Raw genomic sequence first — 15,311 nt, 5'->3', positions numbered from 1 at the left:
GGACAATGCCTTGAGTCACATAATTCGGCGCAAAAGAACGCCATGATGGTCGCACAGGATCACACGCGGACTTCCGGAGCGTGCTTCCGGTTCCCGCGCTGCCACGAGGGATGACCACGGGGGATGACATGGGCAACCTGATGACGACGAAGCGGATGCTGGCCTGCGGCGGCCTGTTGCTGATCGCCGGTGGCAGCGTGCTGACCGCGCAGAACGCGGCCGCGCCGGTCGCGCGCTACGAGATGCGCGCCGGCACCATATCCGGCATGGCTGGGATGCGCGGCGGCGGCATGGGTGCTGCGCTGGGCATGGCCTTTGGCGGCGGCGGTGGCGCGCAGCACGAACTGTGGCTGGAACTCGGCTCCAGCCGCACCGCGGCCGATGGCAAGCCCAAGGCAGACCATTTCATGCCGGCCGGCGCGCGGCTGGGCAAATCGGTGGCGCTGAAGACGCCGGAGCGCACGCCAACCGCGCCGGGCGAGACGCATTTCGAGCGGCCCACCGGACGGATGCTGATCTTCTGGGGCTGCGGGGAACACGCGCCCAAGGGGCAGCCGGTCATTATCGATTTCGCCAAGATCGCGGCGGGGCAGATGCCGCCGGGCCTGTGGTCCAGTGCGGTGCCGCTCGATCGCTATGTCACGCCGGCCAACAGCCGGACCTATGGCCTGTGGCCGTCGGATGATGGCAAGTCGGCCCGGCCCGACAGCTCGCTGATCGGCGCGCATCGTATTGCCGGCAATTACGCGCCCGACATCAACTTCACGCTGACCAAGGACTTCATGGGCGCCTTGCAGGGATCGTCTGCCGCGCAGCCGGGCGGGGCCACGCTGCTGCGCTGGAACGCCTTGCCCGGCGCGACCGGCTATCATGCCTCGATCATCGGCGGGAAGCAGGGCGCGCGGGGTGGGAACCAGCCGGTGGATATCGTGTGGTGGTCGTCCAGCGCGACGCGCGAGTTCGGCGGCGGCCTGGCGGACTGGCTGGCGCCCTCCACCGTCGCGCGGCTGGTTGCCAACCGCACCGTGCTGTCTCCACAGACGACGACCTGCACCGTGCCGGCAGAGGTCAAGCAGGCCGCGCCCGACTATATGTTCGGTTCGATCTACGCTTATGGCCCGGAGGAGGACTTCGCCTATCCGCCGCGTCCCGCCGATCCCAAAATCGCGTGGAAGCCGGAATGGACCGCGCGTATTCGCCACCGTTCGATGACCGGCTTCCTCGTCGGCATGGAAGGCCTTGGCGCGGCGAACGGGGCGCAGCCGCAGCGCGAATGCCCAACCAAGCCGAAGAAGCGTGGCCTCGGCGGGCTGGGTGGGCTGATCGGCGGCGCGCTGGGCGCACCCACGGGCGGTCAGGACGGCTGCTGACAGCGGATGCTGGCGATCATCTGGCATAGCAGGACCGGCGCGGCGCGGGCGCTGGCGCACGCCGCGTATGGCGGCGCGTCGCGCGGCGGGCCGGTTCGTCTGATCGCCGCAGCCGACGCCGTGCCCGACATGCTGCTGGATGCCGGCGGCTATCTGTTCTGTTGCCCGGAAAATCTGGGGGCGATGACCGGCGCGATGAAGGAGTTTTTCGATTGCGCCTATTACCCGTTGCTGGGCCGGATCGAGGGGCGGCCCTATGCCACGATCATCGCCGCCGGATCGGACGGGGAAGGCGCGCGGCGGCAGATCGACCGGATCGCCACCGGCTGGCGGCTGCGCCGCGTGGCCGATCCTATCACTGTCCTGCTCGATGCGCAGACGCCGGAACGCATCCAGGCGTTGAAGACCGTGCCGCCCGAACACCTCGAAGCGGCCGGGGCGCTGGGAGAAGCGCTGTCACGGGGGCTGGAGATGGGGATATTCTGAAGGTCGCCTGCCTGCTGCGATGCTGTCCAAGTCGGTCCTAAGTCGGGATGGACCCGCCGTGGTGCGGTGATACCATCGCTTTGGTGCAGGGTGTGCGGGAGAGCAGGCATTGACGGGTGAGCGAACGAAGGGCCAAAGCCGGCTTGCCGCGCTGCTGTTCGACCCGGAAGCACGGCCCGACGCGGGGCAGATCGCGGATATCTCGGCACTACACGGGCGTTTTTCCGTTTCCAACTGGTCCGATGAGCATGCCGGCATCGTGGAACTGCTGCACGAGGGGCTGACCTTCGACATGGGGCATTTATCCCCAGCCCAGGCGCTCCACATTGACGGGTTGGTGCATCGGGTGGAACTGCCTCAAGACCTGGACGTGGATGCACTGTACGCCGTCGATCTCCTTCCGTCGCCGCACCTGGCGGGTGCCGGAAGGTTGTTGCCTGTGCTTCGGGTAATGGCGGACCTGCTTATCGATTTGACCACCCTGCCGGGATTGCGGGCGGTGGCGTGGTGTCCCGCTCGCACGGTCATGTCGCCGGCGTGGTTCACCGAGGCTTGCGGCGCGTGGCTTGCGGGGGGGCCGTTCCCCGCTCTGGCATTGACGGCGCTGCACCGGGGGCGGGATGGCGGCATTGCCAGCGAAGGGTTGGCGTTCCTGACAGGGCAGGAGTTCGCGTTGCGTCCGCGGCCTGGCGTTTCGGCCGATCAGGATGCACGCGTGGCAGTGCGGCTCACGGACTGGCTGGTCGCGCATGGGCGCGTGGACGGGCCTTGCGATGCCTTGCTGCCAGGCGGCGGCGCGGTGCGCATCGAGCCTGATGGCAGCGACAAGCTCCTGGTGCGGTGCCGCTGACGCGTCCGGCATTGCCGTTCCGGCTGGTCAATTCACCGGGCCTTCCCGGCTATGCGCCCGGCCTTCAGCGGCACCATCTTCTGCCCCGCCAGTTGCTGGGGCAGCGCTCGCTGGAGGGTATGATCCGGTATCTGGGATCGGACCGGCTCGGCTTCGAGGATTTCCGCCGCAACGGCTTGCTATTGCCTGCGACCGAACGTGCCGCGCAAAGGATCGGCCTTCCGCTGCATCGCGGGCCGCACCGGCGCTACAACGAGGTGGTGGTCGACCGGGCCGGCCAGATCGAGTTCCATTGGCGCAAGGTGCGTGCCCGGCACGGCGACCGGGCGGATATCGAGGCGCTTATGCGTTTCGACCTGCTGCAGCGCGCGTTGCGTCGCCGTCTGCTGGATCCCGCGCGATGGCGCGGGGCGCCACTCAACCGCCGCGATCCCGCTCTGGATTTCAGCCACCTCGACAGGATGGCCGATTTCCTGTGGAGCGGGACCGCCGCGTGAAAGTCAGGACAGGAATGGTGCGGTGTTCGCGGCCAAGGCGCTGGCCGCCGCCTTGTATTGCTGTTCCAGCCTGGCGACGCGCTCTGCCACGGATTCGACGGCCTTGACCGCGCCGATGCCCTGGCCCGAACCCCAGATATCCTTCCATGCCTTGGCGTCGGTGTTCCCGCCCGAACCGAAGTTCATCTTCGATGGATCGCTGACAGGCAGGTTGTCGGGATCGAGGCCAGCGTTCTGGATCGAGCTGCGCAGATAGTTGCCGTGAACGCCGGTGAAGAGGTTGGAATAGACGATGTCGCTGGCCGAACTGTCGACGATGGCCTGCTTGTAGGCATCGATCGCGCGTGCTTCGTGCGTGGCGATCCAAGCGGAGCCGATATAGGCGAAGTCCGCGCCTAGCGCCTGCGCGGCCAGCACCGAATTGCCGTGGGCGATGGCGCCCGACAGCGCGATCAGGCCATCGAACCAGCTGCGGATTTCGCGCACCAGCGCAAAGGGGGACTGCGCGCCGGCGTGGCCGCCCGCGCCGGCCGCCACCGGGATCAGCCCGTCCGCGCCTTTTTCGATCGCCTTGCGTGCGAACATGTCGTTGATGACGTCATGCAGCACGATGCCGCCCCAGCGGTGCGCCGCCTGATAGACGTCCTCGCGCGCGCCGAGCGAGGTGATGAGCATCGGCACCTGCCACTTCTCACACAACGCCATGTCTTCATCGAGGCGGTTGTTGGTGCGGTGGACGATCTGATTCACCGCGAACGGAGCGGCCGGCCGATCCGGATGCGCGCGGTTGTGCGCGGCCAGTTCCTCGGTGATCTGGTGCAGCCATTCGTCAAGCTGGCTGATCGGCCGGGCGTTGAGCGAGGGGAAGCTGCCGACGACGCCCGCCTTGCACTGGGCGATCACCAGCTCTGGCCCGGAAATGATGAACAGCGGCGAAGCGATGACGGGGAGGCGCAGGTTCTGGAACAGGGCGGGCAACGGCATGGATCAGCTCTCTCGCAATTCGTTTAATCGATCGATTAACGGCTGCATATGCAGTCGCGCGCGTCAAGTCAAAGGTTCGCGCGGGCGTGGCGTTCAGCCGGCCGGCAGGACGTCTTCGATCCCGTAAACCCGCGCGGCGGTTCCGGCAAAGAGCGCGCGCTTTTCCGCCGCCGAAGCGCCGGCGGACAGGCGCTTGAACGCGTTCCAGAGGGTCACGTAGTCAGCGCCCCATTTGTCGACCGGGAAGTTGCTTTCGAACATGGCGCGGTGCGGCCCGAACGCATCGATGCAGGTTTCGATATAGGGCCGCCACATCGCGGCGAGCGCGATCGAAGAGAAGCCCTCGGCCGGCCCTTCCTCGGGCATCCCGCAGAAGGCCATGGCAAGGCCGCCGAGCTTGATCGACACGTTCGGGCATTCGGCCAGCGTGCGGATGGCCGACCGCCAGGTATCGAACCGGTCCGGCAGCTTGCCGCGATAGCTGGCGATGTTGAGCGGCGTGCCGCAGTGATCGAGCACGATGGTGGTATCGGGAAAGGCGCGCGCCAGATCGATCACGTCCTGCAATTGCGGTTCCAGCACCCAGGCATCGAACGTCAGCCCCATCGGGGCGAGGTGGCGGAAACCGGCGCGGAAGGCATCGCTGGCGAGCAGGCCGGGCGGGGCGTGGAACGGCGGCCCGAGCACTTCGGGGTCGGCATCCCACGCCCCCTGGTGGCGGATGCCGCGAAAGCGGCCGTTGCCGGCTGCCGCAAGCGCTTCGAGCACGGGTTGCGCCGCATCGCCCAGCGTCAGGTCGGCGTGGCCGATGATCGCGGCGCAGGCGCGCAGATCGCCATAAATGCCACTGGCACTTTGCGCCGCGACGCCGTTGACGAATTCCACTTCGCCCACGGGGCGCAAGTCTGCGCGGGCGTCGGCGCGATAGAACGCGCCGCATTCCATATAGACGGTGCCTACCACGCGATGCCCGCTCTGCGCATCGGCGCGCAGATGATCGAACACGTAGAGCGGGGAAAGCGCCGCCGCCTGGATGAACGGGTGATGCGGTTCCGGAAAGGCGGCCAGAAGCGGCGACAGATCCCACAGGTGATGGTGCGGGTCGATGATCGGAAGATCAGGTTCCAGAATCGCTTCAGGCATGTCGGCTCCCAAATGCACGGCCTCTTGCGGGCCTGCACCGAACTATGGAGCAGGCCACACAAGAAGCAAGAGCGGCAAGGGGGATGCCCTCGGAATTTTAACCGATCGGTGAAACGCTATCAGCGCGCGGTGTTGGCCGCGCTGAGAATGGCGCGGACGCTGGCCGTGGCCACGTCCTCGTCGATGCCCACACCCCAGATCACGCGCCCGTCGGGCAGCGCGCATTCGACATAGGCCGCTGCGCGCGCATTGGTGCCGCTGCCCATGGCGTGTTCGGAATAGTCGCGAATCTCGATGTCCACGCCGAACCCCTCGCGCAGCGTAGCCACCACCGAGGAAATGAGGCCGTTGCCACGCCCGCTGACGGTCTGGATCTGGCCGTCGATCTCGATCTTGCCGGCGAACACGCGGGTGCCATCGGGCGCGCGCGATTCCTCATAGTCGACAAGCTGGAAGTGCTGCGGGGATTCAAGGCGATAGACCTTGCGGAACACGTCCCAGATGTCGCCCGCCTGCAGTTCACGGCCAACCTCGTCCGCCAGTTCCTGCACGTGCCGGCTGAAGTGCGCCTGCATCTTCTTTGGCAGCTTGAGGCCCTGGTCCTGTTCCAGCACCCAGGCGAAGCCGCCCTTGCCGGATTGCGAGTTGACGCGGATCACCGCTTCGTAGCTGCGGCCGAGATCGGCGGGGTCGATCGGCAGGTAAGGCACGGCCCAGAGTTGGTCGTTGCGCGCTTCCTGCGCGGCAAAGCCCTTCTTGATCGCATCCTGGTGCGATCCGGAAAAGGCCGTGAACACCAGTTCGCCGCCATAGGGATGGCGGGCCGGCACGGGCAGTTGATTGCAATATTCGACCGTCTGGATCACCTGGTCGATGTCCGAGAAATCCAGTTCCGGATCAACGCCCTGTGTGTACAAGTTGAGTGCGACGGTGACGAGGCAGCAGTTGCCGGTGCGCTCGCCATTGCCGAACAGGCAACCTTCCACGCGATCGGCGCCGGCCATCAGGCCCAGTTCGGCGGCCGCGACACCGGTGCCGCGATCGTTGTGGGTGTGCAGCGAGATCACCGCACTCTCGCGGTTCGGCAGATTGCGGCAGAAATATTCGATCTGATCGGCGTAGATGTTCGGCGTTGCCGCTTCCACCGTGGCCGGCAGGTTGAGGATGATCGGTTTTTCGGGCGTGGGCCGCAGCACGTCCATCACCGCCTCGCAGCAGGCGATGCTGAAATCGAGTTCGGCGGTGGAGAAGGTTTCCGGGCTGTATTCGAAATGCCAGTCGGTCTGCGGGAAGCGCGCGGCCTGATCGCGCAGGTTCTTGGCCCCGGCGATGGCAATGTCCTTGATCTGCGCCGGTTCCATGCCGAACACCACCGTGCGCCACAGCGGCGATACCGCGTTATAGACATGGACGATCGCCTGCTTGGCCCCGGCCAGGCTTTCGAACGACGTCTTGATCAGGTCGTCGCGCGATTGGGTCAGTACCTGGACGAACACGTCATCGGGAATGTGGCCGCCGTCGACCAGACCGCGGATGAAATCGTACTCGGTCGCGCCGGCGCTGGGGAAGCCGACTTCGATTTCCTTGAGGCCCACCTTCACCAGCAGATCGAAGAAGCGCTGCTTCTTGTCGGCATCCATCGGATCGATCAGCGACTGGTTGCCATCGCGCATGTCGGTGGAAAGCCAGCGCGGCGCCTTGGTGATAGTGCGGCTGGGCCACTGGCGGTTGGGCAGGTCGATCTGCGGAAACGGGCGGTACTTGACCGAAGGGTCTTTCAACATGGTCATCTCGGGAAAACTCGGAGCTTGCAGGCCGCTGTGGCCCTGTAATGTGACGTGCGATTTGTGTCCCCTGGGCGCCGCGCACGCCGTGGGACCGACGCGTCAGCTCACGCCCAAGGGCGAATAAGTCGAAGGGTAAGGTCCAGCCGAGCGATCATGGCACAAGCCTATGGTCAATTCGCGAGCGCTTGTCCAGAATGAATGCCGCACGAAAGACGGGTGCGGGCTGCACCTGCGATAAGGAGAGGATACCCGCGCACATGCAGATCGAACCGTTCACGCTCCACGTTCCGCAGACGCAGATCGACGACCTTCACCGGCGGATCGACATGACGCGCTGGGCGGAACAGGAAACGGTGGACGACTGGTCGCAGGGCACGCCGCTGGCGGCGTTGCGCGAACTGGTCCGCTACTGGCGCGAAGAGTACGACTGGCGCCGGTGCGAGGCGTGGCTGAACGCGACCGGCCAGTTCACCGCCCGGATCGACGGACTGTCGATCCACTTCCTGCACGTCCGTTCGCGTCACGAAAACGCCACGCCGCTGGTGCTGACGCACGGCTGGCCGGGCTCGATCCTGGAGTTCCGCAACTGCATTGCGGCGCTGACCGATCCTGAAACGCACGGCGGCACGGCGGAGGATGCGTTCCATGTCGTCATTCCCGCGCTGCCGGGCTTCGGTTTTTCGGGCAAGCCGAGGCAGGCTGGCTGGGGCGTCGAAAAGATCGGGCGGGCCTGGGGTGAACTGATGCGCGGGCTGGGTTATGCGCGCTGGTTCGCGCAAGGGGGAGACTGGGGATCGGCGGTGACGACCGCGATCGCGCTGCAGAAGGTCGAGGGATGCGCCGGTATCCACCTCAACATGCCCATCGCCCGGCCGCAACCCGAGGACCTGGCAGCGCCTTCGCCCGCCGAAGTCCGCGCGCTGACCGCGCTCCAGCACTATCAGGACTGGGATTCGGGCTATTCGAAGCAGCAGCAGACCCGCCCGCAGACGGTGGGATACGGACTGGTGGATTCGCCCGTGGGGCTGGCTGGCTGGATCTACGAGAAGATGTGGGCGTGGACGGACAATGCCGGACGGGCCGAAGACGCGCTCGATCGCGACGCCATTCTGGACAATATCATGCTGTACTGGCTGCCGGCGGCCGGTGCTTCCTCCGCCCGTCTGTACTGGGAAAGTTTTGGCAGTTTCGCGGCAAAGGATATCGATCTGCCCGTAGCGGTCAGCGCGTTTCCCAAGGAGATTTTGCCCACGCCGCGCAAGTGGGCGGAACGGCATTATCGCAAACTCGTCCACTGGGGAGACATGGAGAAGGGCGGGCACTTCGCGGCATGGGAGCAGCCCGAAGCGTTCGTACGCGAACTGCGGATCGCATTCGGCAAGATGCGCTGAACGGACAGACCGCGCGGTTCAGCCGCAGCGCGCGGAGACCACCAAGCCGTTCTCGTTGACCATCACGTTCAGGCGCTCGGGCGCGAAATCCTCGGTCACGACGTTACCCGGGTGAACCCAACGGATCACTTCGTGGTTGACCGCCTTGCGCACCGCCAGGTGGAGATCGAGCGTTTCGCGCTTGCCGAGAACACCCTGCACCTTTTCCGCGCCACAGCTGGCCGCGGGCAGGGGGTCGGCAAGTTCCGCCGTTTCGCTGCCCGCGCTTGAGGGAGCGTCGTCGAAAGCGCCGACGGCTTCATAAGCCTTCGCACCCGATTCCTCGGCTTGTTGCGACGGCTTGGAATCGCACCCGCCAAGAGCGCTGCACAGGACCAGCCCGCCCGAAACGGCCAGTGCGCGAACCATGGATAGTTATCCTTCGTGATGTCTCCAGAATGGAGATAATCAGACAGAAGTTACTGGTCCATTGCCATTCGTCGAATGGAGGAGATGTTTGTGGAATAAAAACGGTGCGGACCGTGCCCGCACCCTTGGGATACGTGCATTGGCAGCACGCCGAAGCCCGGAAGGGCCGGGGCGCGCCAGCGGCGGCGCCCCGGTGCCTCGCCATCAGTTCTTGGTCTGATCGACCAGCTTGTTGGCGCCGATCCAGGGCATCATCGCGCGCAGCTTGGCGCCGGTTTCCTCGATCGGGTGACGCTTGGCGGCGATGCGCGAAGCCTTCAGTTCGGGCTGCCCGGCGCGGTTGTCGAGCACGAAGTCCTTGACGAAGCGGCCCGACTGGATGTCGGCCAGAACGCGCTTCATTTCCTTCTTGGTTTCATCGGTGATGATGCGCGGGCCGGTCTTGATATCGCCGTATTCGGCGGTGTTCGAGATCGAGTAGCGCATGTTGGCGATGCCGCCTTCGTACATCAGATCGACGATCAGCTTCAGTTCGTGCAGGCATTCGAAGTACGCCATTTCCGGCGCGTAGCCGGCTTCCACCAGCGTTTCGAACCCGGCCTGGACCAGCGCGGTGGCGCCGCCGCAGAGCACGGCCTGCTCACCGAACAGGTCGGTTTCGCATTCCTCGCGGAAGTTGGTTTCGATGATGCCCGAACGGCCGCCGCCAACGCCCGAGGCATAGGCGAGGGCGATGTCGTGCGCGTTGCCGGTGGTGTCCTGATGCACGGCGACAAGGCACGGTACGCCGCCACCCTTCACGTATTCGCCGCGCACGGTGTGGCCCGGGCCCTTGGGCGCGATCATGATCACGTCGATGTCGGCGCGCGGTTCGATCAGGCCGAAGTGGATGTTGAGGCCGTGCGCGAAGGCGAGCGCCGCGCCGGGCTTCAGGTTGGCGTGCAGGTCGGCGGCGTAGATCGCGGCCTGGTGTTCGTCCGGTGCCAGGATCATGAGCACGTCGGCCCAGGCGGCGGCATCGGCGTTCGCCAGAACCTTGAAGCCAGCGGCTTCGGCCTTCTTGGCGCTGGCCGATCCGGGGCGCAGCGCGATGGCCACTTCCTTCACGCCCGAATCGCGCAGGTTCTGCGCGTGGGCGTGGCCCTGGCTGCCATAGCCCAGGATGGCGATCTTCTTGCCCGTGATCAGGTTCAGGTCGGTATCGGCGTCGTAATAAACCTTCATTGTGCTTTCCCTCGTCCAGTTCGCCATGCTGAAGCGGGTTCAGCATCCATCGGGGCCGTTCAGCGCCGCCCTATCGGGAAAAATGGACCCCGAAACAAGCCGGGGTGACGTAGTTCTTCAGAATGTCCGTTGCAGGATCGGTTTGACGTTCAGGCGGCGTTCGCGCCCCGGATCATGCCGACGATCCCGGTGCGGCCGACCTCGACCAGCCCCAGTTCGCGCATCAGGCCCACGAACGTGTTGATCTTGTCCGGCGTACCGGTCAGTTCGAACACGAAGCTGTGGGTGGTGGTGTCCACCACCTTGGCGCGGAACACGTCGGCCAGCCGCAGCGCTTCCACGCGCGCGTCGCCGGTGCCGGCCACCTTGATCAGCGCCAGTTCGCGTTCGACGTAAGGCCCCACCTCGGTCAGGTCGGTCACCTTGTGAACCGGCACCAGCCGTTCCAGCTGGGCGTGGATCTGGTCGATGATTTCCGGCGGGCCGTGCGTCACGATGGTGATGCGGCTCACGTCGTGCTCGTCGGTGATGTCCGCCACCGTCAGGCTGTCGATGTTATAGCCGCGCGCGGTGAACAGGCCGGCAATCTTGGCAAGAATGCCGGCTTCGTTGTCGACCATGACGGTCAGGACGTGGCGTTCGGACGCCTGTTCCTTGATCTTCATCACTGTAAGGTTTTCCTCTGGGCGCAATCGTCGGTCCGCGCCGTCAGACCAGCGCCTTGGCTTCATCGTCCATCGTGCCGCTCACCGCATCGCCGTAAAGCAGCATCTCGGTATGCGCGGCGCCGCTCGGGATCATCGGGAAGCAGTTCGCCTCCTTGGCGACGAGGCAATCGACGATGACCGGGCCGGGATGGTCGATCATCGCCTGGATGCCGGCGTCGAGCTGGCTTTCGTCCTCGATGCGGATGCCCTTCCAGCCATAGGCTTCGGCCAGCTTCACGAAATCGGGAAGGCTGTCGGAGTACGAGTTGGAATAGCGGCTTTCATAGGTCAGTTCCTGCCACTGGCGGACCATGCCCATCCATTCGTTGTTGAGCACGAAGACCTTGACCGGCAGACGGTATTGCGTGGCGGTGCCCAGTTCCTGGATGTTCATCTGGATCGAAGCATCGCCCGCCACGTCGATCACCAGCGCATCGGGGAAGCCCACTTGCGCGCCGATCGCGGCCGGCAGGCCATAGCCCATCGTGCCGAGCCCGCCCGAGGTCAGCCACTTGTTCGGCTTCATGAAGTGGAAGTACTGCGCCGCCCACATCTGGTGCTGGCCGACTTCGGTGGCGATGATCGGATCGCGATCCCGCGTCAGCGCATAGAGGCGCTCGATCGCGAACTGCGGCATGATATCCTTGCTGCGCTTCGGATAGGACAGGCTCTTGCGCGCGCGCCAGCCGTCGATGCGGGCGTACCATTCCTGAAGGTCTGCCTTCTGGTGGCCGCCAGCCTTCCAGGCCTCGATCAGCTGTGCCAGCACCTTGCCGCAATCGCCGATGACCGGCAGGTCCACGCGCACCGTCTTGTTGATGGAGGCGCGGTCGATATCGATGTGGATCTTCTTGCTGTTGGGCGCGAAGGCATCGAGGCGCCCGGTGACGCGATCATCGAAGCGCGCGCCGACCGCGACGATCAGGTCGGCCCGGTTCATCGCCAGATTGGCCTCGTACGTGCCGTGCATGCCCAGCATGCCAAGCCACGCCGGATGATCGGCCGGAAACGCGCCCAGGCCCATCAGCGTGGAGGTGACGGGCGCGCCGGTCAGCGCCTGAAGCTCGCGCAGCAGGCGCGTGGCTTCGGGGCCGGAATTGATCACGCCGCCGCCGGTGTAGAAGATCGGCGCTTCCGCGGCCGCGATCATCTCGATGGCCTCGGCGATGTCCTGCCGGTTGCCTTCGGTTTGCGGGGCATAGCGGTTGCGCTGCTGCGGCGCGACCTCGGTCCACGTGGCCGAGGCGACCTGCACGTCCTTGGGAATGTCGATCACGACCGGGCCGGGGCGGCCTTCGGTGGCGATGCGGAACGCTTCGTCGATCGTCGCGGCGAGCTGCGAAGGGTCCTTCACCAGATAGTTGTGCTTGGTGCAGTGCCGGGTGATGCCGATGGTGTCGGCTTCCTGGAAGGCATCCGAGCCGATCAGCGCGGTGGCGACCTGGCCGGTGATGACGACCAGCGGAATCGAATCCATGAACGCGTCGGCGATGCCGGTGACCGCGTTGGTCGCACCGGGGCCGGACGTCACCAGCACCACGCCGGGCTTGCCGGTGGCGCGGGCATAGCCTTCGGCCGCATGGGCGGCGCCGGCTTCGTGCCGGACGAGGATGTGGCGGATGCGTTCATCGCCGAACAGCGCGTCATAGATCGGGAGCACCGCACCGCCGGGATAGCCGAACACGAATTCGACGCCCTTGGCGACCAGGCTTTCGACCAGGATTTCCGCGCCGCTGCGCTCGGTTTTCACGGTACTTCGTCCCTTGTTGGGCGATCTGGGTTCCAGCTTCGCCTGTCTTGCAACTCTGCGAACAATCCAACGTATCGTTTTTCCATCCCCGGAAGAGGACGGCACTTGCTCCGACCGGGGCCGGAAATACACTGTCGGCCGAAAAATTATGGCCCGGCGCAGAGCTGGCTGCGCCGGGCCGTCTCTCCCTTCCGGGCACCCGACGCAAGTCGGGCAGTTGACGGCCTGCTACTTGATATAAAATGCCATGTCAAGCAGCTATGTTTGAAATAATCCTGCTATATCGTCTCTGTCAAGGTAATTTTCGTTCGCAAGGCGCGGCCATTCCGCCGGATTCTGGTGTTTCAGCCAGGTGAACTGCCGTTTGACGTAGTTTCGCGTGGCTTGTTGTCCGGCGACGATGGCCGACTCGGCATCGCTTTCACCGCGCAGAAATGCCGCGATCTCCGGCACGCCGATGGCGCGCATCACGGGCAGGGCCGGGTCCAGCCCGCGCGCGAGCAGGGTCTGCACTTCCTCGATCGCGCCGCTTTGCCACATCCGGCGGAAGCGCAGGTCACACCGGTGATAGAGCCACTGCCGATCTGGCAGCAGGATCACCGGGGCCAAGGTGACCGTGCCGCCGATCCCGCCGCTGCGTTCGGCCTGCCATGCCGCCAGCGGGCGGCCGGTCGAGCGCACGACTTCCAGCGCGCGGGCGACCCGCGTGGTATCGGCCGGGGCCAGCCGCGCCGCGCGTTCGGGGTCTTCGGCGCGCAGGGCTGCCCACGCCTGCACGACCGGCATCGCGCGCACCGCCGCGCGGATGGCGGGATCGATCGGTGGCACGGGCGCGATGCCGTCGAGCAGGGTGCGGATGTACAGGCCGGTTCCGCCGACCAGGATCGGCAGGGCGTCCTCGGCATGGGCCTGCGCGATTTCCGCGCGTGCCGCGTCGGCCCAGTCAGCGGCGGAGCAGGCCACCGCGCCGTCCCACGCGCCGAACAGGCGGTGGGGTATGCCCTGCATCTCCTGCTCGGTCGGCCGCGCGCTCAGCACGGCGAGATCGCGATAGACCTGCGCGCTATCGGCATTGATGACCACGGCCTTGCGCCCCTGTGCGCGTTCGTGCAGCGCCAGCTTTATCGCCAGATCGCTCTTGCCGCTGGCCGTCGGCCCTGCAATGAGCGCCAGCCGTGGTTTGACCGGCGAGCCTGTGCCGCCGTCCATGCCGGTATCGTGGAATGAAAGGGAATTATCGGTGCTCATCGCCCGCCTGATAGCAGAGCCTGAGACGCTTGGTGACAATCTTGCGCGCGCGATGGAAGCGATCGAGGAACGCGGCTGGGAAGTGGCCGGCGCGGGAATGCTTGACGGGTGCGAGGAGGTGCTCGAACTCGAAGTGCTGGAAGGCGATGCGGCCGAGGTCCGCCGCATTCTCGACGCGCACTTTCCGGACAGCGACCTGCTGCTGTCGCTCCACCCGATCGCGGCGCCACGCCTGTTCGTTTCGGATATGGATTCGACGATGATCCAGGCCGAATGCATCGACGAACTGGCCGATTTCGCGGGGATCAAGGAGCAGATCGCCGCGATCACCGAGCGCGCGATGCAGGGCGAACTGGATTTCGAGGCCGCCTTGCGTGAGCGGGTGGGCCTGCTGCGTGACCTGCCCGAAGCCGCGATCCACCAGTGCCTTGCCGAACGGATCGCGCCGATGCCGGGCGCGCGGACGCTGGTATCCACGCTCAAGGCGCGGGGATGCCACACCGTGCTGGTGACGGGCGGCTTTCACAGCTTCGCCGATCCCGTGGCCGAACAACTTGGGTTCGAGCGCGTCGTGGCGAACAGGCTGGAAATCCGCGATGGCGCGCTGACCGGCGGGCTTGTCGGCGGAATTACCGACAGCGGCGTGAAGAAAGCCGTGCTGCTGGAGGAAACCGCGCGGCTGGGCGAGGGGGCTACCAGCCTCGCGACCGGGGACGGTGCCAACGACATCCCGATGATCGAGGCGGCGCATTGGGGCCTTGCCTATCGCGCCAAGCCCAAGGCGCGCGCGGCGGCCGATGGCTGGATTGATCGCGGCGATCTCACCGCGATCCTGCTGCTGTTCGGCATCCCGCGCGAGGAATGGGTCAACGACTGAGGGCAGCGGGGCGGCGGGTCTTGACCCGCGCCGCGATCCGCAGGCCCAGCGCGGCGATAGCGATGCCGCCGCCGATCAGCCCGATCATCCGCGTTTCCGGCCGGGCGATGCGCCCCACGTAGGAAAAGGCGAAGATGAACCACAACCAGTGGATGCCGAACGTGTGCAGCCGCTTCCACCACCTGCCCAGCCGGCGCATCGCGGCGTCGGTGGAGGTCAGCGCCATGGCGATGAGGAGCACGTAGGCCAGACCTCCGCCCAGCAGGGTCGGCAAGGGCCGTTGCGTGCCCGACAGGCGCAGGAACGTGATCAGCGCCGCCAGGTGGATCAAGTGGCAGGCGGCGAAGCCAAGGCCCCAGTAACGCCGTTCGCGCAGCAGCGCCCGCGTTTGCGGGCCGGGCCACAGCCGTGCCAGCGAGGATGCGCTGTAGGTCAGGATCAGCAGCGGAAAGCCGGCGCGTGCGGTCCAGCGCGCGGCAAGCTGCCAGCCTTCCGTGGTGGAGCGCCCGGCCAGCAGGCCTGCCGCGAGCGCCACGAGCCCCAGCGATATGCCAAGCAGCACCTGCCAGCGTTGCTTCATCGATCCCTC

At 66.0% G+C, this 15,311-nt stretch carries 15 protein-coding genes; 6 read left to right on the top strand and 9 right to left on the bottom strand.

Features of this window, described 5'->3' with window-relative positions; all coding sequences use genetic code 11:
• Positions 1–80: 80 nt before the first annotated feature.
• The 4 genes from NMD1_RS18340 to NMD1_RS18325 all read left to right on the top strand — a co-directional run bounded on the left by NMD1_RS18340 (position 81) and on the right by NMD1_RS18325 (position 3,203).
• On the top strand, positions 81–1,370 hold the full coding sequence (locus NMD1_RS18340) for a hypothetical protein (protein WP_233497803.1): 1,290 nt from the start codon (positions 81–83) through the stop codon (positions 1,368–1,370).
• 6 nt (positions 1,371–1,376) lie between these two features.
• Complete coding sequence (locus NMD1_RS18335) at positions 1,377–1,856, top strand: NAD(P)H-dependent oxidoreductase (protein WP_125956277.1); 480 nt, start codon at positions 1,377–1,379, stop codon at positions 1,854–1,856.
• Between the two features lie 109 nt (positions 1,857–1,965).
• On the top strand, positions 1,966–2,706 hold the full coding sequence (locus tag NMD1_RS18330) for a hypothetical protein (protein WP_125956275.1): 741 nt from the start codon (positions 1,966–1,968) through the stop codon (positions 2,704–2,706).
• Positions 2,697–3,203 carry an AHH domain-containing protein gene (locus NMD1_RS18325; RefSeq protein WP_233497801.1) on the top strand — a complete coding sequence of 169 codons (507 nt, stop codon included), beginning with the start codon at positions 2,697–2,699 and terminating at the stop codon, positions 3,201–3,203. Before NMD1_RS18330 ends, NMD1_RS18325 begins: the two co-directional genes overlap by 10 nt.
• Before the next feature lie 3 nt (positions 3,204–3,206).
• On the opposite strand, the gene NMD1_RS18320 is transcribed toward NMD1_RS18325, so the two are convergent.
• From NMD1_RS18320 to leuA, 3 genes are all read right to left on the bottom strand, one after another.
• Positions 3,207–4,187 carry a nitronate monooxygenase family protein gene (locus tag NMD1_RS18320; protein WP_124809121.1) on the bottom strand — a complete coding sequence of 327 codons (981 nt, stop codon included), beginning with the start codon at positions 4,185–4,187 and terminating at the stop codon, positions 3,207–3,209.
• 93 nt (positions 4,188–4,280) lie between these two features.
• Positions 4,281–5,330, bottom strand: a complete 1,050-nt coding sequence (locus NMD1_RS18315) for an amidohydrolase (protein WP_124809120.1) — start codon at positions 5,328–5,330, stop codon at positions 4,281–4,283.
• A 119-nt stretch (positions 5,331–5,449) separates the two neighbouring features.
• On the bottom strand, positions 5,450–7,120 hold the full coding sequence (leuA, locus tag NMD1_RS18310) for a 2-isopropylmalate synthase (RefSeq protein ID WP_124809119.1): 1,671 nt from the start codon (positions 7,118–7,120) through the stop codon (positions 5,450–5,452).
• 254 nt (positions 7,121–7,374) lie between these two features.
• On the opposite strand from leuA, the gene NMD1_RS18305 reads away from it, so the two are divergent.
• Complete coding sequence (locus NMD1_RS18305) at positions 7,375–8,508, top strand: epoxide hydrolase family protein (RefSeq protein ID WP_125956272.1); 1,134 nt, start codon at positions 7,375–7,377, stop codon at positions 8,506–8,508.
• A gap of 18 nt (positions 8,509–8,526) precedes the next feature.
• Here the strand turns inward: NMD1_RS18305 and NMD1_RS18300 are convergent, their stop codons facing one another.
• The 5 genes from NMD1_RS18300 to miaA all read right to left on the bottom strand — a co-directional run bounded on the left by NMD1_RS18300 (position 8,527) and on the right by miaA (position 13,806).
• A complete protein-coding gene (locus NMD1_RS18300) occupies positions 8,527–8,916 on the bottom strand; it encodes an I78 family peptidase inhibitor (protein WP_125956270.1) in 390 nt (129 codons plus the stop codon).
• 204 nt (positions 8,917–9,120) lie between these two features.
• The gene (gene ilvC, locus NMD1_RS18295) at positions 9,121–10,140 is read right to left on the bottom strand and encodes a ketol-acid reductoisomerase (protein WP_124809116.1); all 1,020 of its coding nucleotides are present in this window, start codon (positions 10,138–10,140) and stop codon (positions 9,121–9,123) included.
• 149 nt (positions 10,141–10,289) lie between these two features.
• Complete coding sequence (ilvN, locus tag NMD1_RS18290) at positions 10,290–10,805, bottom strand: acetolactate synthase small subunit (RefSeq protein ID WP_124809189.1); 516 nt, start codon at positions 10,803–10,805, stop codon at positions 10,290–10,292.
• 43 nt (positions 10,806–10,848) lie between these two features.
• Positions 10,849–12,597, bottom strand: a complete 1,749-nt coding sequence (locus tag NMD1_RS18285; RefSeq protein WP_125956268.1) for an acetolactate synthase 3 large subunit — start codon at positions 12,595–12,597, stop codon at positions 10,849–10,851.
• Between the two features lie 258 nt (positions 12,598–12,855).
• Entirely contained in the window at positions 12,856–13,806 is a 951-nt protein-coding gene (miaA, locus tag NMD1_RS18280) for a tRNA (adenosine(37)-N6)-dimethylallyltransferase MiaA (protein WP_233497799.1), read from the bottom strand.
• A gap of 31 nt (positions 13,807–13,837) precedes the next feature.
• Here miaA and serB point away from each other — a divergent pair, with 31 nt between their 5' ends.
• On the top strand, positions 13,838–14,722 hold the full coding sequence (gene serB, locus NMD1_RS18275) for a phosphoserine phosphatase SerB (protein WP_125956263.1): 885 nt from the start codon (positions 13,838–13,840) through the stop codon (positions 14,720–14,722).
• Here the strand turns inward: serB and NMD1_RS18270 are convergent.
• Positions 14,712–15,302, bottom strand: coding sequence for a hypothetical protein (locus NMD1_RS18270; RefSeq protein WP_125956261.1), 591 nt, complete (start codon positions 15,300–15,302; stop codon positions 14,712–14,714). The two genes, serB and NMD1_RS18270, sit on opposite strands and share 11 nt — an antisense overlap.
• Between the last annotated feature and the right edge of the window lie 9 nt (positions 15,303–15,311).

Source organism: Novosphingobium sp. MD-1, from assembly GCF_001014975.1.
GTDB lineage: Bacteria > Pseudomonadota > Alphaproteobacteria > Sphingomonadales > Sphingomonadaceae > Novosphingobium.
This window is presented reverse-complemented; position numbering and strand designations above follow the sequence as displayed.

Coding starts and splice junctions, on each gene's coding strand:
- NMD1_RS18335 (WP_125956277.1), top strand. CDS start 1,377: ATGCTGGCGATCATCTGGCATAGCAGGACCGGCGCGGCGCGGGCGCTG.
- NMD1_RS18320 (WP_124809121.1), bottom strand. CDS start 4,187: ATGCCGTTGCCCGCCCTGTTCCAGAACCTGCGCCTCCCCGTCATCGCT.
- NMD1_RS18315 (WP_124809120.1), bottom strand. CDS start 5,330: ATGCCTGAAGCGATTCTGGAACCTGATCTTCCGATCATCGACCCGCAC.
- leuA (WP_124809119.1), bottom strand. CDS start 7,120: ATGACCATGTTGAAAGACCCTTCGGTCAAGTACCGCCCGTTTCCGCAG.
- NMD1_RS18305 (WP_125956272.1), top strand. CDS start 7,375: ATGCAGATCGAACCGTTCACGCTCCACGTTCCGCAGACGCAGATCGAC.
- NMD1_RS18300 (WP_125956270.1), bottom strand. CDS start 8,916: ATGGTTCGCGCACTGGCCGTTTCGGGCGGGCTGGTCCTGTGCAGCGCT.
- ilvC (WP_124809116.1), bottom strand. CDS start 10,140: ATGAAGGTTTATTACGACGCCGATACCGACCTGAACCTGATCACGGGC.
- ilvN (WP_124809189.1), bottom strand. CDS start 10,805: ATGAAGATCAAGGAACAGGCGTCCGAACGCCACGTCCTGACCGTCATG.
- miaA (WP_233497799.1), bottom strand. CDS start 13,806: ATGGACGGCGGCACAGGCTCGCCGGTCAAACCACGGCTGGCGCTCATT.
- NMD1_RS18270 (WP_125956261.1), bottom strand. CDS start 15,302: ATGAAGCAACGCTGGCAGGTGCTGCTTGGCATATCGCTGGGGCTCGTG.